Origin of the sequence: Streptomyces phyllanthi (assembly GCF_009377205.1) — a bacterium.
Classification (GTDB): Bacteria; Actinomycetota; Actinomycetes; order Streptomycetales; family Streptomycetaceae; genus Streptomyces; species Streptomyces phyllanthi.
The window spans coordinates 56,252-76,524 of the sequence record NZ_VJZE01000004.1; the positions used below are offsets into that span (position 1 = coordinate 56,252).

Genomic DNA, 20,273 nt, shown 5'->3' on the forward strand with positions numbered 1-20,273 from the left:
AATTTCCGAACATTGTTCTAAATCCCGAACAAACTGGGCCAATGGCCTTCCTGCGGCCAATGACCTTCCTGCGCCTCCCCCGTCGCCGACGGAACGCGACGACTTCCGAGCACACCGCACGGCACGCCACGTCTTCCCCGGCCCGTTGGCCCACCACGCGCTCCACGACACGAACAAGGATGTCCCTGTCATGAGCATTCCCCCCATTTCCGCCGGCGTGGAACAGCAGCGACGCCCCGTCCGGCAGCGCCTGCGCAGGCGTTCTTCTCTCGTCCGCCGGCTGTGTGCCACGGCGACGGCGCTCACCGCCGTCATCGGCGGTGTGACGGTCGGAACGGTCGTGGCCGCGCCCGGCGCGCAGGCGGCCACGGCGACGTTCACCAACCCGCTCAACAGTTCCGGCGCGGACCCGTACATGACCTACTACAACGGCAACTACTACCAGATGACGACGCCGTACAGCGGGCCGCTGACGATGCGGAAGGCGCCCACCATCGAGGCGCTCAAGGCAGCCTCGCCGGTGCCGGTGTTCAGCGCACACGCCGCCGGCCGTGACCGCTACGTCTGGGCACCGGAGATGCACCTGCTGGACGGCCTCAACGGCAAGCGCTGGTACATCTACTACTCCGCCGGTACGGGCGACATCGAGGACCAGCGCGTGCACGTGCTGGAGAGCGCCGGAACCGACCCGCTCGGCCCGTACACGTACAAGGGCATGATCTTCGGTGCGAACGACTGGTGGGGCATCGACGGCAGCGTGGTCACCATCAACGGCCGGCTGTACTTCACCTGGTCGGGGGTGCCGACACCACAGTGGGCCGGATCCGACCCGAGCATCTACATCGTCGCGTTGAGCAATCCGTGGACCGTCACCGGATCCCGTACGCAGATCTCCACCCCGACCCATTCCTGGGAGAAGCAGGGCACCCCGATGAACGAGGGCCCGGTCGCGTTGCAGCACGACGGGAAGACGTTCATCGCGTATTCGGCGAGCGCCTGCCAGGGCCCCGACTACAAGCTGGGCCTGCTCACCCACACCGGCGGCGACCCGTTGAACGCGAGTTCCTGGGTCAAGAGCACCGAGCCGGCCTTCCAGCGCAATGACGCCGGCAGCGTGTACGGTCCGGGCCACAACGGCTTCTTCCGTTCCCCGGACGGCACCGAGGACTGGATCGTCTACCACGCCAACTCCTCGTCCTCCCAGGGCTGCGGCACCACCCGTACGACCCGGATCCAGAAGATCACCTGGAACGCGGACGGATCTCCGAACCTCGGCGTCCCGGTGGCCACGGGCACCGCGCTGACCGTGCCCTCCGGCGAACCCGCGGTGACGTACTACCGGCTGACCAACCGCAACAGCGGCAAGGTCATGGACGTCCAGGCACCCAACACCGACAACGCGGTGAAGATCGGCCAGTACACCTGGAACGGCAAGCCCTGGCAGCAGTGGCGCTTCGTCGACCTGGGCAACGGCTACTTCCAGATCGAGAGCCTCAACAGCGGCAAGTGCCTGGACGTGAACAACGTGTCCACCGCCGACGGCGCCGGCATCATCCAGTGGCCCTGCCACTCCGGCACGAACCAGCAGTTCCAGTGGGTCGCCACCGACGGATACCACCAGCTCAGGGCCCGCCACAGCGGCAAGTGCGTCAACGTCGTGGGCGCCTCGACCGCGGACCTCGCCCTGCTCGAACAACGAACCTGCGGCACAACCGCCGGCTTCCACTGGTCACGTACGTGAAGGCACCCCTGACCCTGCTCCCTCCTGATCGAGGCACCGCACCCGTAGAAAGACAGGGAATACACATGTCCGCGTTTCTCTCGCGGCTGGTGGCGATACTGGCCGCCGCCTGCCTGCTCTTCACCTCCCAAGCGCTGACCACACCTCAGCGGGCCGCCGCCGCCGACCCCGGCTACCTGATGGCGCACTTCACCGGGGAGGGGTCGACCAACCAGCAGATCTACCTCTCCCACAGCACGGACGGCCTGCACTGGAACGACCTCAACGGCGGAGGCATGGTCCTGCGCTCGACGGTCGGCACGCGGGGGGTGCGCGACCCCGCCCTGGTCCGCTCGCCGGGCGGTGACCGGTACTGGATCATCGCGACCGACCTGTGCATCAGTTGCGGACAGTCGTGGGACGACGCCATCAACAACGGCAGCCGCAACCTCGTGATCTGGGAGTCCAGGGACCTGGTCACCTGGTCCGAGCCGTGGCTGCTCAACGTCGCCGGCGCGATCCCCGACGGGCGCAACGCGTGGGCGCCCGAGGCCATCTGGAACCCGGAGACCAATGACTACGTCCTGTACTGGGCGACGAACGCGACGCTGGGCGGCGTGACGAAGCACCGCATCCACTACGCCCGCACCACGGACTTCCGTACCGTCACCACCCCACAGGTCTACATCGACCGCCCCGGTACCCAGGGCATCATCGACACCCAGATCGTGGAGGTGCCGTCAGGCGTCGGCGACTACCGCTATGTACGGGCCTCCGGCGACGGGCAGATCACGCTCGAAGGCAGCAACTCGATCCTCGGGACCTGGACGAACCTCGGCAACCTCTCCGGCATCGGTCTGACCGGTTCCCAGGTCGAAGGTCCGATGTGGATGAAGTTCAGAGATCGCAACGAGTGGGCCCTGTACCTCGACCAGTACGCCTCGGGACGGGGCTACATGCCGGTCACGACGACCAACCCGTCCGGTTCGGGCACCTACCGGCTTCCGGCGTCGGGGAGCTACACCATGGGCGGCACGAAAAAGCGCCACGGCTCGATCCTGAACCTGACGGCGGCCGAGGAGAGCCGCGTACTCGCACGCTGGCCCAACACCGCGATCAACCGGCTCCAGTCATTCAACTTCCAGGACCGGTACGTGCGACACGCCAACTTCAACGTGCGCATCGACCAGAACATCACCAACGCGGACGCCCAGTTCCGGCTGCGGACCGGCCTGGCGGGCTCGGGCACCGTCTCCTTCGAGTCGGTGAACTTCCCCGGATACTTCCTGCGGCACGCCGGGTTCGACTTCCAGCTGGCCTACAACGACGGCACCACCCAGTTCGCCCAGGACGCCACCTTCCGCCAGGTCGCCGGGCTGGCCGACTCGAGCTGGTCGTCGTTCCAGTCGTACAACTACCCCGACCGGTACATCCGCCACTACGGGTTCCAGCTGCGGCTCGACCCGATCACCACCGCGACGGGACGCGGTGACGCCACCTTCCGTGTGACGAGCTGACCCGCGCCGATCCCACTCGGTGACGGCCCGGGGCGGGCCGTCACCGGGCTCGGAGCACGCCGTGACCGTCGGACGGAGCCCGCGGTGCGGTGCGTCGGGCGACGACGGCCAGCGCCGCGACCGTCGCGGCGACGAGAACCGGGTGCCCGACCAGCCACGTCTGGATGCCCTCGAAGGGGTCGGACGACGTCAGGGTGGCGCGTTCGAGCATCCACGAGATCGAGAACACGAGTCCGACCAGTGCCACGCCGATGCGGAACGCGGGGTAGACGGCGGTGCGGGACAGGACGATCAGCGACGGCATCATCAGCACGACCACCAGCAGCTGGGTCAGCTCGATGCCCAGGTTGAAGCCCAGCAGCGTGGTCACGAGCGATCCCCGGTCGAGACCCAGGCCGCCGATGAGCGAGGCGAACGCCAACCCGTGCACGAGCGCCCGCGATGAGCACCTCGCCACGAGCCACCAGCGGCCGGACGGCATGGACCGCGGAGACCGCGATCGAGAACGCGATCAGTGTCTCGACCGGCCGGGACGGCCACTCGATCACCCCCGCGGCCGCCAGTGCGAGGGTGAGCAAGTGGCCGACGGCGAACGCGGTGACGACATGCACGACACGGCCGACGGCGCGCCGGGCCGACGGGGCGGTGCGCCATCGGCCCCCGGTGGCCACCAGCGGGGCCGGGATGAGCAGCATGAGCAGGAACAACAGGTGATCGGTGCCCTCGCCGACGTGCTCGATGCCCAGGCCCGCCGTGGTGGCGAAGCCCCGCAGCCACGAGCCCTCGCCCGCCGGGACCTCGAGGCTCTTGGTCGTGTGGTCGAAGATCCCGAGGGTCTGGGCGTCGTCGGTCTTGAGGATGCCGCGGTCGAAGTCGTGGCGGACGGTCGCGATGATCCGGTGGGTCAGCAACTCCTCGACGATGACGTCGTAGCGCAGCCGGAAGTTGGTGACCTGGCCGTCGGGCGGACGGATTGCGAGCGGGTGGACGAGGTGCGGCGTCGCGTCGATCGTGCGGACCGACGACGACGTCGAGGGCGAGACGCGTGAACTCGGTCTCCTCGTCGACGAACTCGTCGAGCTCGCCCTGTCCCGCAGCCGCGACGAAGCCGAGGAACCCGTGGAACTGGCCGCGGTGGCCCGGCGCGCCGCACAGCGCGTGTACCGGCGCACGGGCCGACTCGTCCTGTTCGACGCGGACGACTGTGTGGTGCTCGGCCGCCGTCAGGGACTCGAACGCGCGGTGGGCAACCTGCTGGAGAACGCAGCCAAGTTCGACGCCGGCAGTGACGAGCCGATCGAGGTGCACATCCATCAGGGCGTGATCACCGTCTGCGATCGTGGGCCGGGCATCCGCCCCGACGACGCGGAGCGCGTCTTCGACCGCTTCTACCGTGCCGACACCGCCCGCGGGCTGCCTGGCTCCGGACTCGGCCTGGCCATCGTCCGTGATATCGCGGAGGCCCACGGCGGCACCGTCTTCGCGAGCACCCGGCCCGACGGCGGGGCATCGGTCGGGTTCACCGTGGACCCCTCCCGGCTCCTGCCGGACCCGGAACCGGCGCTCGCCGAGTCGCGTGACGAGCGGCTGTCACCCGAGCGCCCTGCCGAACGGCGCCCGGATGAGAGCCGCGACGCGCACCCGTACCGGCCCGGACGAGCCTGACGTCATCGCGCTCTCCACTGTCTTCGACCATCGCGGCAACGGCACAGCCCGGCTGGCGCGCCCAGTGGCGGCGGCCGTGCGGCGTTCACCACCATGGGAGGCCCCTTGGCCGGACGGATGCGCTGCGGCGCGCGTGGCCGACCACGCAGGGAGACACGCCGGCGCAGATGGGCTGGTTGCCCGCAGCCGGCGCCGGGGCGTCAGCCGTGCCCGTGCTCCGCCGAGCCGCTGTCCTCCGTGTGCTCGTCCTCCTCGGCGGCCGTGTCGCCGCCCATGCCCGCCTGGACGGTGAAGCTCGCGGTGCGCACTTCGCCGTCGTGCTTGAAGTCGAGGAAGAGACGGTAGGCGTTGGCGCTGGGGGCAGTGGCGGTGAAGGAGACGGTGGGCCCGGGCTTCGTGCTGGTGTCGCCGGCTTCGCTGTTGGGGTGGACGTGCAGGTAGGCCAGGTCTCCGGCGCGCAGTGCGACCAGGTGCCCGTACGCGCCGAGGTAGGGCTGCAGGTCGGTCACCGGCTTGCCGTCCTCGCGGACCTCGAAGGTCAGGTCGCGGGCGGAGCCGGTGTCGAGGTTCCCACGCAGGGTGACCGTGTAGCCGTCGACCTCGCTGGTGCTCACCTGCTGGGGCAGCTCCTGCGGCTCGTATGGCCCCGCGACCGCCAAGTCGGTGCCCAGGGTGAGGCTTTCACCGTCCTCGGCGGCCGGGGCGAAGTCCGCGAGGAGGCGGTAGTCGCCGGCCGTGGGCAGGTTCACGGGCATGCGCCACGTGCCATCGGCGGAGCGCGTGGGGTGCAGGTGGCGGTAGACGGTCAGGTCGCGGGAAGCCAGGATCAGGTGGAGCTCCTTCTCCTGCTCCACCTCGTAGTCGGTGACCGGTCGCCCCTGCGCGTCGAGGATGGCGAACCGGATCTCGGTGCTGCGGCCGCGCTCGATCCGCGGGGTCTCCAGGTCGATCGAGTAGCCGTGGGCCGAAACCTGCAGTCCCCCGGGTACTTCCGCGGCATCGTCCGCGCCGCCGGCCTCCCCCACCTCGACCTCACGGCTGGTTCGTGTACCCGGTTTGGTATCCGCGTCGTCGGATCCGGCGAGGCTGCCCACACCGTACGCCGCGCCGAACACGACGGCGAGTGCCGCGGCGAAGCCGGTGATCTTCGGCCAGGTCTTCATCAAGGTCTCCCGGGAAGGGCCGACAGAGGGAACGTCACCCGAGGAAAGATATACCCCCGCGGGGTATCCGGCAACCGACTTGGTGAGTACCACCGGGAGGTATGCCATCTACCCCCGGGGGGTATATGGTCGACCCCCAGGTCCTGCGGCTGAGTTGCGGGCGGGCAGCACGGCCGCGCGCCCGCAACAGCGGCCGGACGTTCGAAAGCCGGGGGGTGAGCGCGCCGAGCCCGGCGGTCGCTCCTCCAACCTGAATCAGTCGCTCCTCCAACCTGAATCAGGGGAATCGAGGGATCACCGCATCCTGCCCGCCCACGCCCCGGGCGACCATCTGCACTTCAACGACGAGGGGCTGAAGGCGATGGCCGACGCGATCGACCTGAACGACCAACGTTTCACCGGCGGACGGGGCGCCGGACACAACGCCGCCTGACCCTCTCCCCTGGATGACCGCCGCCTGGCGGACCAGGGCTACGTACGACGCGGCATCTCCGACGGGTTGTGATCGCGACCCGGTCGGTGGCGTAGGCGGCGCGCCGTCCTGTGCTCACACCGGACGGCGCACAGCTCAAGGCGGCTGAGGCTGGTTCCTTCCTGATGGTTCCTCGACGCGGCCCCTTGTTCGAGGCCACCCCGGCGTCAGGACTGACCGTTGCCCGCGATCCCCAGGGCCGTCCGAGTCGCCGCGGGTTCATACTCCGGGGCGACGTCCGCCAGCACACTCAGAGCGGTGCGCGCCAGATGGCGGGCGATCAGGCGTGCGGCTTCGGCCGGGTCGCTCAGGCTCAGTGCCTCCAGGAGCGCTTCGTGGTCTGCGTGTGCCCGGCCCCATGAGGCGGGCGCGCCCAGCTGAGCCAGGCGGATGTAGCGCTCGCTGTGTTCGCCGAGCGACGCGAGCATGCGCTGCAGGTGTGGCCCCACTGCCTGGGTGGCGATGTGGTGGAACTCCTTGTGCGCTGCGTGCCACTCGTCCGGCCGGTCGTTGCCCGCCAGTTCCTCCATCCGCTTCAGGGCGCCGCTCATGCGCTCGATGTCCTCAGCCGTGAGTGACTTGGCCGTCATGCTGACAGCGAGCGTTTCGAGCATGATGCGAGCCCCGTAGACAGCGTCCAGGTCCTCGGGGTCCACCGCCCGCACCCGGGCTCGCTGGTCGGGCCGCGCGTCGATGAGCCCCTCTTCCTGGAGCAGCCGGAACGCCTCACGCATGGGCGTGCGGCTGACGCCCAGCTTCCGGGCCATCTCGGCCTGGAGCAGCACCGACCCCGGAGGCAGCTCGCCGCTGAGGATCATGGCTCGCAGCCGTCCGTGGACGTCGAGGGCCAGGCGGCGCCCGCCCGCGGCCGCTGCGGGGCTTTCGCCCGACGGCACGGACTCTGCCTGCGCCCCGCCCCTGCTGCCGGCCGACCGCTGTTCCTCGGGGGACTCGTTTCTGCTCCTGCTCACGCCGGGAGTCTACCCAAGGTGTATGCAGCCAATACGGAAAACCCGTTCAACTCGACTATGAAAGCTCACTTGGGCGTCATCGTCCTGGTTCAGGCGATGGGCGACTGTATCCACCTGTGGGGCCAAGCAAGGACCTGCTCCAGGCTGTCATTTGGATCGTCCCGGCGTCGCGTGCCCTGGCACGCACGCCCCCGAGCTTCGTAGCGCCACGGCAGTTCGCCCTCGCCCACCTGTGTGCCGACGCCTGTCGCCGCGTAGAAGGCGGGGAAGTCGCAACTGACCGGGAACTATCCGCCCTGCGGCGAGCAGCACACCATCCAGCGCCTCCGAGAAAAGGGCGCCGCCACCGTGGTCCCGAACGCCGACCACCAGTTGCGCGCGCTGTCCGGTCCGGGCCGACCTGCAGTCAGTGATGCCCGGCCACGCGTGGTGGCGGCTCGGGCGTCAGCACGTGAGTGTCTGTCGCCGACGGCAGGGCAGCCCGGTTCGGCGGTGTCGTTCCGCAGGATCTCCGCCTCGGCGACGGCTTGCGTCAGCGCCCCTGGGCGGGGCCGATCAAGGAGGGAAGTGGGCAGGGGGGCTGCCAGTCCGGAGTGAAGCGGCGGCGCAGGTCGGCCACCGCCTCCATGCCGCGCAGGGTCACCTCCGGTGAGGTCGACAGGCCGGCGGGCCCGAGGAGGCCGGGGACCGCGGCCCTGACGGCGGCCTCGGGCAGACCGTGCCGCAGCAGAGCCGCCTCGACGCCGGGCGCGCCGGAGGCAACCAGTTCCTCGGTACTTCTGCCGCACACCTCGACGTAGGCGCGGGTGTGCCACGCGGTGGCGGTCTCACGCGGGGCGACCACCACGTTGGTGAGGAGATCGGGGGCGACCTGAAGATGGCCGCCGACACGCGGAAACCCCTGCTCGGCGGCCAGGACGTCGAACGGCGGGTGGAGTGTGGTCCCGTCCACAGCGTCCGTCGGCAGAGCCTGAAACCTCTGCAACGTGCCCCCCACCGGGACGAGCCGGTCGTCGGCCACCGGCGAACCGGTGACGTCGGCGAGCACGGCACGCAGCACGAACGCGAAGGCGCTCCGCGCGTTGTCGACCGCCCACCGGTCCGTCGGCAGCGGCGCTCCGGGACGCCGGTGAACAGCCAGTTCCCCCATGCCCTCGGCCCGGACGGCCACCGGATCCCGCTTCAGCAGCCCACGCAGCAGGTGGTCGGGAGAGGTGTGCATAAGGTCGTAGTCGTCATTGTTCCAGCCGGCCATCTGCTGGTCGGAGGACACGACCTGCACGAGGTCCACCTCCAGCCCGGCCTGCTGGAAGTACCCGGAGTCGATGGCGTGGTGGAGATGCACGTTGCCGGCGCCGGGGAAGACGCCGACCGTCAGGTGTCGGGTGGGCTCACCGGGCGGGCGGAGCGCGCTCAGCGGGGGAATCATGACGAGCTCCCTTGCATGGGATGGTTCCTTCGAGTCAGGGGGCAGGGGTGTGGAAGGCCGTCGGCCCGGAGCGTCCCGGCGGTCACGTGACAACGGTCAGGCGGGCTTTTCTTCCTGGTTGGTGATGAAGTCAGCCGGTGCCTCGGGGCTCCAGATGGCGGCCGGGAGGTCCTCCCAGTCGTTCGGCTGCCAGTTCTCGGTGATGCAGTCCATGTCGCTGGAGTACTCGATCCAGCTGCCCCAGGGGTCCTGGATGTAGTGGAAGAGGTTCGAGCCGAGGGTGTGGCGGCCCAGCCCCCAGCCCTTCGTGTAGCCCACGGAGGCCATGTTCTGTGCGCCCCTGGCGATCTGGTCGATGTCGGACACCATCCAGCTGGAGTGGTGCAGGCCGGGGTGCTCCGCCGGAACGAAGCCGAAGACATGGTGGTCGCCCGGCCCCGAGTTCATGAAAACGGGCCCGCCCACGATGCGGTCCGACAGGCGCAGCCCGAGTGTGCGGGTGTAGAAGGCCTCGGAGGCGCTCACATCGGTGCTGAAGATCAGCATGTGGCCGAGACGCTGGGGCCGAGTCTTCTCGGTCGCGTTCAGCCAGCGGGCCTGGTCGATGCGGCGGACCCGGTCCCCTACGTTGGCGTCCTGCGCGTCCGTGGTCCCGAATGCGCGCCAGGGGGCGATTCCCTCGTCACGGAGGTTGACCAGGTTGCCCTCGCGATCGCGGAACCACAGCCCGCCGGGTACGTCGGCCGGTGCGTCCAGCAGCTTCAGGCCCAGGCCCTCCAGATGGCGCTGCCACTCGGGCAGCGAGTCCGGGTCCACCGCGAACGCCACGTGGTGCAGCCGCTTGACCGGCCCCTCCGTCAGCACCGTCTGGTCCTGCTCCCGGCCGTCACAGCGGATCACCACCGCGTTGCCGCGCTCCGCCGCCTCCAGCCCGAACGCGCGGTAGAAGTCCGAGCCCGCATCGAGCGACGGCACCTGGAGTCCGTAATGCAGGAGACCTTTGACACGCAACATGTGCACTCCTCATGGTTCTGGTGAACCCGCATCCCGCACGGGCACCGAGCTAAGTGTGTACACCTACAGGGCTTGCAGTCCAGGTGTTCGGTGCAACCTTTTCCATTCCGAGGGGCGCAGATCATGTGCGTCACCCCCTGGCGCCCAGGCTCCCGCGGGGCCGGGAGTCAGGACCTCGATGACCTCGCGCGCCACACAGGCCAGGTGCTGCGTGATCAGCCGCGCGGCCCTATCCGGCCCCGGCTGCGACCGGGGCGAACAAGCCGTAGCCGGGCACCAGCCTCCCGCCGCCGGCCGCCAAGCACCAAGCACCAAGCACCAAGCACCAAGCACCAAGCACCAAGCACCCCGAACCCTACCCTTCCTCTCTCAATGTGTATGCACTATGGTTCTGCTGCTTCAGAGAGCCGCCTGCCGGAGGAAACATGACACCGTCTGAATGGTCGCTGGTGCAGTACCGGGTCGATGACTCGGCGAAAGTCGCCGTCGGTGCGTATACCGACGGAACCGTGGTCCAGGGGCCACCCGGGACCGAAGGCCTCACGCTGATGGAAGTGCTGGGCCGGTGGGAGTCGCTCGCCCCGATGTTCCGTGACTGGACGCCGACGGCGTCCGACGCCGTCGCGGGCGCCCGACTCGCCCCGCCGCTGACGTATCCCAACAAGGTGCTCTGCGCGGGCGCCAACTACTGGGACCACATCGCCGAGATGGGCTGCGAACGCCCCGCTGAACTGGGCGACCCGTTCTTCTTCCTCAAGCCGCCGACGACGACCGTGACGGGACCGGGGGACCCGGTGCCGCTGCCCGCCTACCCGGGCGCCCACGTCGACTGGGAGGCCGAACTGGCCGTCGTCATCGGCCGTGGCGGCCGCGACCTCGCGCCCGAGCAGGCCATGGACCACGTGGCCGGCTACATGGCGGCGAACGACGTCTCGGCCCGGGACCGGATCAAGTCCGCCAAGCCGGTCGCCGAGCCGTTCGGCTTCGACTGGGTCAGCCACAAGGGACAGGACGGGTTCTGCCCGCTCGGCCCCGGGCTGGTGCCCGCCTGGCAGATCACCGACCCGCAGAACCTGAGGATCCAGCTCAGCGTCAACGGCGTGCTGAAGCAGGACTCCTCCACCGCGCAGATGATGGTGAAGATCCCCGAGGTGATCGCGGCGGCCAGCCGCATCACCCGACTGGAACCCGGGGACGTCATCCTCACCGGCACACCGGCCGGCTGCGGTGTACCGCGCAGGGAGTTCCTGGCTGCCGGGGACGAGATAGTGATTGAAATCGAGCGGATCGGCCGCCTCGAGAACACGGTGGTGGCGCCATGAACGACACTTCACCCCTCTCCGAGCTCGGCTGGTCGGAAGCTCTGTCGGTTCCCGCAACCATGAAAGCGATGATGTTCCGCCGGTTCGGACCGCCCGACGTCCTGGAGCAGGCCACGGTGGACACACCGCGCCCCGGCCCCGGAGAGGTCCTCGTCCAGGTCGCCGCGGTCGGTATCGGCCGACTGCTCGACCTCACGGCCCGCGCGGGCAACCACCCCTACGCCAAGATCGAACCGCCCCACATCCTGGGCGCGGACCACGCCGGCACCGTCGCCGCACTGGGCGAGGGCGTGGACTCCGTACAGATCGCCGACCGCGTGGCCGTCCTGCCCGGTGTCGCCTGCGGCACCTGTGCCTACTGCGCGGAAGGCCGTGAGGAGGTCTGCGACTCCCTGACCGTGATAGGCACCCACCACCCCGGCGCCTACGCGCAGTACTGTGCGGTGCCGGCGCGCAACGTGCACAGGGTCCCGGACGGCATTCCGGCCGCGATGGCCGCCTCGCTCGCGCTCCTCGGCCCGGTCGCCGCCAACCAGATGTCCCAGGCAGGACTCCGCCCCGGACACTGGGTGCTCGTCCAGGGCGCCTCCTCCGCGCTCGGCTCCACGACGGCCGCCTACGCCCGGCACCTGGGAGCGAAGATCATCTCGACCTCCCGCTCGGCGGAGAAGCGCGCGGCCATGGCCGCGGCGGGAGCCGACGTCGTGCTCGACACCAACGCGCCGGACTTCGTGGAGCGCGTACGCGAGGCGACCGGCGGCCGCGGCGTCGACATCGCCGTCGACAACCTCGGTGACCCGGCCGTCTGGGACGCCACCATCGACTCCCTGACCCGCGGGGGCACCGTGGTGACCTCCGGTGCCTTCCTCGGCGGCCAGGTCAAGATCGACCTGCGGCGGGTGTACTCCGACTGCCACCGCATCATCGGGGTCCGCACCGGCAACCCGGCCTCGGTGAAGGAACTGTGGACGCAGGTGGAGAACGGCTTCCGTGCCGTTGTCGACCGCACGTTCCCCATCGCCCGCGCCGCCGACGCCCACCACTACATGGAGGAGGACAACAGCCTCGGGCGTGTGGCGCTCACATTGCGCACCGAGGACTGGGACGCGTAACGGCACCCGGCCCCGGCCCCGGCCGGTTCCCGATGGGACGACCGTGGGGACGCTGCGGATCAGTCGTCCCCACGGTCGTCCCACCGGGGCTCCCTCGCCGGGGCTCCCCACCGCTGCGGGCCCCACCGCTGCGGGCCCGACGCTCCGCCGCGAGAGACCAGCGCGCCCTTTTCTCGCAGCCTCACAACGAAGGGCGCCTGAACCGGACTTACGCCCGGCAGGCGCCCTGTGGCACATCAGTGGGGCCGATCAGTGAGGATCGCCCGGAGTGCTCGAGCCGGCCAGCCATTTCGCGCCCTCTTCATAGAGGCGCCGCACGACCTCACCCGTCAGGCCCGGCAGCCCGGTCCTCACCGTGAAGCCGGCCTTGGTCTGGAGATAGCCGAGATGACGGTAGCCGACGGGGAAGCGGCCCAGCAGCCGCGGATCCAGACTCAGCGTCGCGGACGGATCGACCACGTCGAGCCGGTCCTTCTCGTAGATCGGCTGCCGACGCACGATCTTCCACGCGCCCTCGTGGCGCGCGCAGAAGTCGTAGAAGCGTCCCGTGCAGACGACGTCGACCTCGACACCGTCGACCTCGGCCCTCTGGTTGATGGTCATCTTCGTCTGGGCCACGGCACGGTCGCCGACGACGTCCGCGGTGTGACCGCCGAGGAAGTGGAGGATGCTGACGCCGTTGTCGAAGCCCTCCCGGCTGATCGCGATGAAGTCCGTCGCCCGGCCCTGGAACCACGTGGCCGTCATCCAGCCGTCGTCGGGATGCCACACGGTGGCGAACCGCTCCCAGTCACCGGCGTCGCGCCACAGCGCCCAGTCCTCGACGAGCTGACGCAGTTCGCGCTTGTCCGTCTCGATGGTCGGCATTCAAGACCTCCGTTGCATGCAGTGAAAGAAATCCGCAGTGACGATCGGGCCCACTTCATGCACATCCGATGCGGAGCGGTGAGCGATGACCGAGAGCCCCGGACCGGCGGAGAAAGCGTCGAACGCGTCGAATAAATACACCGACGGCCGACGGCGAAACGGCATCGGAACGGGGCCTGTCAGGACGGTAATACCGTACTCGCACCCAGTCGAATCAGTATTTCGCATGCGATAGATGGACGAGGTGAATAGTCGGCGTGAACAGCGACACTCGACCAACGAACACCGTTACCGGCCTGCACCGGGTCGACCTCAATCTGCTCCCGCTGCTCGCCGCCCTCCTCGAGCACCGCAGTGTCACCCGCGCCGCCCAGGCGGTCGGGCTGACCCAGCCGGCCATGAGCAACGCCCTGCAGCGGCTGCGGCGCACCCTCGGCGACGAGCTCCTCGTCCGGGTCGGCCGCCACTACGTGCTCACCACGCGCGCCTGCGCACTGGCCGGTCCGGTCAACCTGATCCTGGAGACCGCGACCAACCAGGTGCTCACGCCTCCGACGTTCGATCCCGCGACTTCGGACCGTACGTTCCGCATAGCCGCGACCAGCGCCACGGCCCTGCCCGTCCTTCCCGCCCTGAGCGCCACGCTCGCCCTGTCCGCGCCGGGTGTCCGCCTGCAACTGGAACCGCCTGAGTCCTTCATGGCCCTCACCCGCGCCGACGGGACGGCGGACGTGACGCTGCTGCCGGACACCGTGCCGACCACGCTGCCGAGGGAACGGCTCTACCACGAGGACTGGGTCGTGGTCGCCGACGCGAACAACGAGCGCATCGGCGCGACGCTCACCGTCGACGACCTCGCCCGGCTGCCTCACGTGGTGTTCGAGTGGGAAGGAGGATGGGTCGGCGCTCAGCAGGCCCTGGCCCAGCTGATTCCCGATCTCGTCGTCCAATGCGTCGTCTTCGAGTTCCTGATGATCCCCCCGATGGTGCGCGGCACGCCCATGATCGCGCTGTTGCAGCGCCGGCTGGCCCAGCGGCTGGCGGCCCAGAACGGGCTCAGGGTGATGGAATCGCCGATTCCCCTGCCGTCGCTCGACATCGATCTGGTGTGGAATCCGCGCACTGCCGGCGACCCCGGACGGAAATGGCTCCGGAAGCAGCTGATGCGCGCGGTTCATTAGCGACGTGATTGCACATCATTTCCAGCATTCATTGGACTCATTCCTCGGCTGTACTTAGCGTTCCGGCGAGAGCCCGTTTATGAGCGACGCGATACGCGCTCTCGTGGACCATCGCCGAACCCGAGGAGGAGAACCGTCATGTTCCCGCTGAATGCCTGGTACGCCGCGGCATGGGACACCGAAGTCGGTCGCACCCTGTTGCCACGCACCATCGGCGAGCGACCGCTCGTGCTGTACAGAACGGCTTCCGGAAAACCGGTGGCGATGGCCGATGCCTGCTGGCACCGTCTCGTGCCCTTGTCGATGGGCGAGTTGCACGGTGACGAGGTGGTCTGCGGCTACCACGGCCTCGCCTACGGACCCGACGGCCGCTGCACCCGGATGCCTGCCCAGGAGACCCTCAACCCGTCCGCCGCGGTCGCTTCGTACCCGGTGGTGGAGCGGCACAGGTTCGTCTGGGTCTGGCTGGGCGACCCTGCGACGGCCGACCCCGACCTCGTCCCGGACCTGCACTGGAACGACGATCCGCAGTGGGCAGGGGACGGTGAGAGCATCCTCCTCGACTGCGACTACAGGCTGGTCCTCGACAACCTCATGGACCTCACCCACGAGCAGTTCCTGCACGCCGACAGCCTCGCCAGCGACGAGCTCTCCGAGGCCGAACCCGACGTGGCCCACGACGACCATTCGGTCACGCTCACCCGGTGGATGCCGGGGATCGAGGCGCCGCCCTTCCTGGCCATGCAGATGCGCCGCAGGAATCCCGCCTACGACGGGCCCGTCGACCGGTGGCAGGTCATCCGCTTCACCGCTCCCTCGACGATCACCATCGACGTCGGTGTCGCGCCGGCCGGATGCGGGGCACCGGAAGGCGACCGGAGCGCCGGTGTCAACGGCTACGTACTCAACACGGTCACACCTGCCACGGCCGGCACCTGCCACTACTTCTGGGCCTTCACCCGCAACTACCACCTCCACGACCAGAGCCTGACCACCCTGCTCCGCAACAGCGTCTCCCGGGTCTTCGGTCAGGACACCGAGATGCTCAACGCGCAGCAGCGGGCGATCGAGGCCAACCCTGGACACGAGTTCTACAACCTCAACATCGACGTCGGCGGAATGTGGGTGCGCCGCATCATCGACGCGCAGGTCGCACGTGAGCAGGGACGAGACCGCACACCCCCGAGCCGCCTGGCGGCCGTAGCGGCCACGACGAGGGAGACGGCATGACAAGCACCCCCGACACGGCGGTCGTGGTGACACGCACCGAACTCGTCCCGGACATCGTGGAACTGGTGCTGCGCCCGTCCGGACCGGTCCGGTCGGTCCCGCCGGGCAGCCACATCGACATCACGGTCCCCTTGCCGGGCGGGCGGGAGCTGCGCTCCTACTCGCTGGTCGACCGGGGCCACGACGACGGCCTGCTCCGCATCGCCGTGCGTCTCCAGCAGGACGGGCGTGGGGGATCTCGGTGGATGCACGACCTGCGCCCCGGTTCGGAGGTCGGCTTCGCGGGCCCGATCGACGAGTTCCCGCTCAGCCCGGGCCGGCTGCCGAGCGTGCTCCTCGCAGGCGGCATCGGGATCACGCCCATCGTCGGGCTCGCCCACGCGCTGCGCACACGAGGCGCCGACTACCGGCTCGTCTACGCCGGCCGGTCCCGCGACCAGATGGCCTTCGTCGACGACCTCGAGCGGGAACATCCCGGCAGGGTCAGGGTCTTCGAGGACGGACACGGGACCTTCGCCGACCCGGACGAGGTCGTCGCGTCGGTCCCTGACGGTGGCGTGTTGTACGTCTGCGGCCCGATGGGACTGCTCGTCGCCGTCCGTGCGGCCTGGGAGCGCGCCGCCAGGCCACCCGGGGGTCTCCGCTTCGAAACGTTCGGCACGAGCGGCGTCCTCCCGGCCACACCGTTCCGCGTGGAGGTTCCCGCGCGCGGCCTGAGCTTGGACGTACCCGTCGGCACGAGCCTCCTGGACGCCCTGCAGAGCGCCGGGGTGGAGATGATGTACGACTGTCGCCGGGGCGAGTGCGGCCTGTGCAGAGTCGCGATACTCGACGTGACCGGCAAAGTCGATCACCGGGACGTGTTCCTCTCGGAACGTCAGCGCGCGGAGGGCCGGGCGATGTGCGCGTGCGTGTCGCGCGTCGCGGGAGGGGCCCGCATCACCATCGATTGCTGAACGCGCCGACCGGTGTGGCGGCTCCCGCCGCTACGCGGGAACGCCGGAGCGCCCACGCTCCCCGGACGAGCCCCCACGCTCCCCGGACACTCGCGTGGGCGGCAGGTCCTGCTCCGTCCGGACGCGCTTGCCGTCGTGGAGACGGCGGGCGCCCCGGCGCCGGGCCAGGGCGGCGACGAGTCGCAGGCCGCGTCCGCGCCGCGAACGGGCAGGCCGCCGACCGCGGTCGGCGACGTCCCCGTCGGCTCAGCCGGCCGCCAGTGCTTCCCGCACGGACGACTCGGCGTCGTGCCCGTAGATCCACCCGTTGTGGGCGAAGGGGTCCGCGCTCGAGAACGAGGCGTCCCTGGCCTGCTGAGCGGGGCCGTCGGGCAGGTGGTTGCTCTCCGCCCTGCCCCGGCTCATCTGCTGCACGCGGGTGGCGCGCGGACGGCGTATGCCCTCGTACCGGCGTAGCGCGGCAGAGGGGTCTTCCGGCTGGCCGACCAGGCAGCCCGCCAGGACGGCGGCGTCCTCCATCGCTTGTGCCGCTCCCTGGGCGAAGAACGGGAACATCGGATGCGCGGCGTCGCCGAGCAACGCGACGGGGCCGTTCGTCCAGCGGGGCAGCGGATCCCGGTCGAGCAACGCCCACCGCCCCGTACGCTCCGCGGCCGCCAGCAGCGCCCGTAGGTCGTCGGACCACCCGGCGAACTCGGCGCGCAGGTCCTCGATGCGTCCCTCGGCCGACCAGGATTCCGTCGTCCAGTCGTGCGCGGGCCCGAACGCGACGATGTTGATCTGCGCGCCGGCGGAGATCGGATAGTGGACCAGGTGACGGTCGGGACCGAGCCACAGCGTCTGGACCGGACGGCGCGCGAACTCCGGCGCGCTCCTGGCCGGTACGAGGCATCGCCAGGCGCAGATGCCCGAGAACCGCGGTGAGCCCGCCTCGGTCACGTACTGTCCCACGGTGGTGTGGACGCCGTCGGCGCCGACGACCACGTCGGCGACCGCCCGTGTTCCCTCGGTGAACGTGAGCTCCACTCCCGCCTCGTCCAGTCGGCGGAGGCCTGCGAGACGTGTCCCGAGCCGCAGCGACGACTCCGGGACCGCCGCCCGCACCGCGGCGAGGAGATCGGCGCGGTGCGCGACGTAGCTCTGCTCGCCGAAGCGCTGTTCGCACTCCTCGCCGAGGTTCTGGGAGAAGAGCACACGCCCGTCCTCCCAGCGCCGGAACTCCCACCCGACCCGCAGCGGCACCGCGCGTTCACGGAAGTGGTCCAGCTGACCCAGGCTGCGCAGCAGCCGCACGGCGTTCGGGGAGACGACTAGACCCGCCCCGACCTCGGTGAGGGCGGGCGCCTGCTCGTAGACCGTCGCCTCGATCCCCGCCCGGTGGAGGAACGCCGCGGTGGCGAGGCCGCCGATTCCTCCGCCGACCACGGCCACGCGCAGGCCGGGCGTTCGTCTCCTGTCCTCGCCGGTCATTCACAGGCTCCTGTCGTCCGAAGCGATGCCCGGCCCCGCGGTGTCCGCGGGAGCGAGGACGATGTCGAAGCGGACACTCGACCAGGACCGGCCCGCGAGGTCGCGGCCGTCGGGAGCGGGTGTGCCCGCGGGGTGTTCCACGAAGTCGTGGATCAGTGAGTCCTTGACACCGAACACGGCGTCCCTGCCGAGGAGTTCGTCGCCACGGACGAAGATGTGGGTGATCAGGGTCCGCCTGCCTTCGGCGCGGACGTCGAAGTGCAGGTGCGAGGCACGCATGGGGGAACGGCCCACGGCGGCGAGGAGCGCGCCGACCGGACCGTCGTGCGGAATCGGGTACGGGGTCGGGGTGATCGCCCAGAACCGGTAGGTGCCCGTCTCGTCGCTGAACAGGTGGCCTCGCGCCGCGGTGCGGTCGTCGTCGTACTGCACGTCGTAGAAGCCGTCCTCGTCGGCCTCCCACACCTCCATGCGGGCCCCCGGCACCGGTTTCCCGTCGGTGTCGGTGACCGTGCCCTCGACCCAGCACGGCTGCCCGGCGGCGCCGAAGGACATGTCTCCGCCCAGCGGGATCTCGGGTGAGCCCTCGACGAAGAAGGGGCCGAGCACCGTCGCCTCGGTCGCGTTCGCGTACGCCTCGTTGTTGATCGCGATGGTCTGCATGGACGCCCCGAGCACGTCCGACAGCAGAATGAACTCCTGCCGCTTGTCGTCGGTGATGTGCCCGGCCGCGGTGAGGAACCGGATCGCGGCGTCCCACTCCGCCTCGGTCAGGCGCACCTCCCGCAGGAAGGCGTGCAGGTGCCGGGTCAGGGCCTGCATCAGTTGCTTCAGCCGCGGGTCCTGGGCGGTCTCGAACGAGGCCACGACCTTGTCCACCAGGTCCTTCTCGCGTGCCTGTTGCTCGGCGGCCACCTGCCCGGCCGCCCCGCTCGTCTCAGTCCCCATGAGTTCTCCTCGTCATCGAGTTCGTGGTCGTCGAGTTCGTGGTCGTCGAGTCGTCGGTCATCGTTCGCGGATCCGCCCCCCGCCACGCCGCACGCAGCAGACGCCGGATGTCTTCGGCCGTCACCGGACGCGGATTGCCGTCCGGCACCACGTCCAGGACCGCCTGCACGGCGTCCTCGGCATCGGTCTCCTTCAGCCCGTAGTCGCGCAACGCCCTCGGCGCGTCCACGTCACGCCGGAGCCGCTCAAGCCCGTCGATCGCCGATCCGGCACCGAACGCGGCCGCGATCCGCCTCTCGGTCTCCGGAGCGGCGGGGGCGTTGAACGCCAGGACATGGGGCAGCACCACCGCGTGGGTCTGGGCGTGCGGCAGGTCGTACATGCCGCCCAGGACATGGCAGATCTTGTGGTGCAGCCCCGAACCCGCCGACGAGAACGCGACCGCGGACAGGTATGTCCCGTACAACGTCTGCTCCCGGCCCGGAAGGCCGGCGGGGTCGGCGACCACCGCGGGCAGGCCCGCCGCCAGCGCACGGATCCCCTCCCCCGCCAGCGCCTGGTCGATCGGGTCCACGCGGGGGCCCCACATCGCGTCGACGCAGTGCGCCAGCGCGTTCAGCCCCGAAGCGACACTCATCGGCACCGGCAGCGACACCGTCAGCGTCGCGTCGTACACGACGGAGCGCGGCAGGACCCGTACGTCGACGCCGGTGGTCTTGCGTGCCTGCTCGGTCAGCCCCCACACGCTCGTGGCCTCCGAGCCCGCGTACGTGGTGGGAACGGCGACGATCGGCAGCCCGCCGGTCAGCGCGATCGCCTTCGCCAAGCCGGTGGTGGAACCACCACCGACGCTGAGCAGCAGATCAGCCTGGCAGACGGCCGCAGCGTCGCGAGCCCGCTCGGCCACCTCGATGGGAACGTGCATCACCACCTCGTCCCACCGCAGCACGACCGGCAGACCGGCGGTGACCGTCTGCGCGAGCTCCGCCTCGGCGGCTGCCGCGATCACCATCACCCGCGAGGCGCCGAGCCGCTCCACCTCGGCCCGCACCAGTGCCGCCGCCTCACCCGAGGCGAAGCGGACCCGCTGGGCCAGGCTCTCGTGCTCGAAACGCAGCAACGATCCGTTTTGTGACTCGGCTTGTGACTCGGCTTGTGGCTCGGCTTGTGGCTCGGCTTGTGGCTCGGCTTGCGACTCGGCGCCATGGCCGCCGCCTCGCGACGTCTCGGTCATGC

At 69.9% G+C, this 20,273-nt stretch carries 18 protein-coding genes and 1 pseudogene; 9 read left to right on the forward strand and 10 right to left on the reverse strand.

Going from position 1 to position 20,273, the window contains the following annotated elements; all coding sequences use genetic code 11:
* The first annotated feature begins 190 nt into the window (after nt 1-190).
* Together FNH04_RS01585 and FNH04_RS01590 are read left to right on the forward strand one after the other, a co-directional pair.
* Nucleotides 191-1,741: a family 43 glycosylhydrolase gene (locus FNH04_RS01585; protein WP_152779510.1), complete on the forward strand. Its 1,551-nt coding sequence runs from the start codon at nt 191-193 to the stop codon at nt 1,739-1,741.
* Between the two features lie 65 nt (nt 1,742-1,806).
* Nucleotides 1,807-3,237, forward strand: coding sequence for a glycoside hydrolase family 43 protein (locus FNH04_RS01590; RefSeq protein ID WP_152779512.1), 1,431 nt, complete (start codon nt 1,807-1,809; stop codon nt 3,235-3,237).
* 40 nt (nt 3,238-3,277) lie between these two features.
* Here the strand turns inward: FNH04_RS01590 and FNH04_RS48500 are convergent, their stop codons facing one another.
* Nucleotides 3,278-3,718, reverse strand: coding sequence for a HupE/UreJ family protein (locus tag FNH04_RS48500; protein WP_265579989.1), 441 nt, complete (start codon nt 3,716-3,718; stop codon nt 3,278-3,280).
* A gap of 52 nt (nt 3,719-3,770) precedes the next feature.
* A pseudogene (locus FNH04_RS48505) lies at nt 3,771-3,932 on the reverse strand (HupE/UreJ family protein); the annotation flags it as partial.
* A 316-nt stretch (nt 3,933-4,248) separates the two neighbouring features.
* Between FNH04_RS48505 and FNH04_RS01600 the strand changes: the two are divergent.
* The gene (locus FNH04_RS01600) at nt 4,249-4,902 is read left to right on the forward strand and encodes a sensor histidine kinase (protein ID WP_322722359.1); all 654 of its coding nucleotides are present in this window, start codon (nt 4,249-4,251) and stop codon (nt 4,900-4,902) included.
* Nucleotides 4,903-5,102: 200 nt separating this feature from the next.
* Here FNH04_RS01600 and FNH04_RS01605 read toward each other — a convergent pair whose 3' ends face one another.
* On the reverse strand, nt 5,103-6,065 hold the full coding sequence (locus tag FNH04_RS01605; RefSeq protein ID WP_152779514.1) for a hypothetical protein: 963 nt from the start codon (nt 6,063-6,065) through the stop codon (nt 5,103-5,105).
* 154 nt (nt 6,066-6,219) lie between these two features.
* On the opposite strand from FNH04_RS01605, the gene FNH04_RS47220 reads away from it, so the two are divergent.
* Nucleotides 6,220-6,498 carry a hypothetical protein gene (locus FNH04_RS47220; protein WP_228030963.1) on the forward strand — a complete coding sequence of 93 codons (279 nt, stop codon included), beginning with the start codon at nt 6,220-6,222 and terminating at the stop codon, nt 6,496-6,498.
* A 206-nt stretch (nt 6,499-6,704) separates the two neighbouring features.
* Here the strand turns inward: FNH04_RS47220 and FNH04_RS01615 are convergent, their stop codons facing one another.
* The 3 genes from FNH04_RS01615 to FNH04_RS01630 all read right to left on the reverse strand — a co-directional run bounded on the left by FNH04_RS01615 (nt 6,705) and on the right by FNH04_RS01630 (nt 9,951).
* Nucleotides 6,705-7,508: a GntR family transcriptional regulator gene (locus tag FNH04_RS01615; RefSeq protein ID WP_322722361.1), complete on the reverse strand. Its 804-nt coding sequence runs from the start codon at nt 7,506-7,508 to the stop codon at nt 6,705-6,707.
* A 532-nt stretch (nt 7,509-8,040) separates the two neighbouring features.
* Nucleotides 8,041-8,937 carry an ABC transporter substrate-binding protein gene (locus tag FNH04_RS01625; RefSeq protein ID WP_152779516.1) on the reverse strand — a complete coding sequence of 299 codons (897 nt, stop codon included), beginning with the start codon at nt 8,935-8,937 and terminating at the stop codon, nt 8,041-8,043.
* 96 nt (nt 8,938-9,033) lie between these two features.
* Entirely contained in the window at nt 9,034-9,951 is a 918-nt protein-coding gene (locus FNH04_RS01630; protein WP_152779518.1) for a VOC family protein, read from the reverse strand.
* Nucleotides 9,952-10,376: 425 nt separating this feature from the next.
* Between FNH04_RS01630 and FNH04_RS01635 the strand changes: the two genes are divergently transcribed.
* Nucleotides 10,377-11,273 carry a fumarylacetoacetate hydrolase family protein gene (locus tag FNH04_RS01635; RefSeq protein WP_152779520.1) on the forward strand — a complete coding sequence of 299 codons (897 nt, stop codon included), beginning with the start codon at nt 10,377-10,379 and terminating at the stop codon, nt 11,271-11,273.
* The gene (locus FNH04_RS01640; protein WP_152779522.1) at nt 11,270-12,385 is read left to right on the forward strand and encodes a zinc-binding dehydrogenase; all 1,116 of its coding nucleotides are present in this window, start codon (nt 11,270-11,272) and stop codon (nt 12,383-12,385) included. The genes FNH04_RS01635 and FNH04_RS01640 overlap by 4 nt, the downstream gene beginning before the upstream one ends.
* 249 nt (nt 12,386-12,634) lie before the next feature.
* Here the strand turns inward: FNH04_RS01640 and FNH04_RS01645 are convergent, their stop codons facing one another.
* Nucleotides 12,635-13,252, reverse strand: coding sequence for a nuclear transport factor 2 family protein (locus FNH04_RS01645; protein WP_152779524.1), 618 nt, complete (start codon nt 13,250-13,252; stop codon nt 12,635-12,637).
* A gap of 257 nt (nt 13,253-13,509) precedes the next feature.
* On the opposite strand from FNH04_RS01645, the gene FNH04_RS01650 reads away from it, so the two are divergent.
* From FNH04_RS01650 to FNH04_RS01660, 3 genes are all read left to right on the forward strand, one after another.
* Entirely contained in the window at nt 13,510-14,433 is a 924-nt protein-coding gene (locus FNH04_RS01650) for a LysR family transcriptional regulator (protein ID WP_152779525.1), read from the forward strand.
* 138 nt (nt 14,434-14,571) lie between these two features.
* Nucleotides 14,572-15,663, forward strand: coding sequence for an aromatic ring-hydroxylating dioxygenase subunit alpha (locus FNH04_RS01655; RefSeq protein WP_152779527.1), 1,092 nt, complete (start codon nt 14,572-14,574; stop codon nt 15,661-15,663).
* Entirely contained in the window at nt 15,660-16,619 is a 960-nt protein-coding gene (locus FNH04_RS01660; RefSeq protein WP_152779529.1) for a PDR/VanB family oxidoreductase, read from the forward strand. Before FNH04_RS01655 ends, FNH04_RS01660 begins: the two co-directional genes overlap by 4 nt.
* A 246-nt stretch (nt 16,620-16,865) precedes the next feature.
* Here FNH04_RS01660 and FNH04_RS01665 read toward each other — a convergent pair whose 3' ends face one another.
* The 3 genes from FNH04_RS01665 to FNH04_RS01675 are packed head-to-tail and all read right to left on the reverse strand — an operon-like array spanning nt 16,866 to nt 20,154.
* Entirely contained in the window at nt 16,866-18,089 is a 1,224-nt protein-coding gene (locus FNH04_RS01665; protein WP_152779532.1) for an FAD-dependent monooxygenase, read from the reverse strand.
* Entirely contained in the window at nt 18,090-19,037 is a 948-nt protein-coding gene (locus FNH04_RS01670; protein ID WP_152779534.1) for a dioxygenase family protein, read from the reverse strand.
* Nucleotides 19,027-20,154, reverse strand: a complete 1,128-nt coding sequence (locus FNH04_RS01675) for a maleylacetate reductase (protein ID WP_228030972.1) — start codon at nt 20,152-20,154, stop codon at nt 19,027-19,029. Before FNH04_RS01675 ends, FNH04_RS01670 begins: the two co-directional genes overlap by 11 nt.
* Nucleotides 20,155-20,273: the final 119 nt, after the last annotated feature.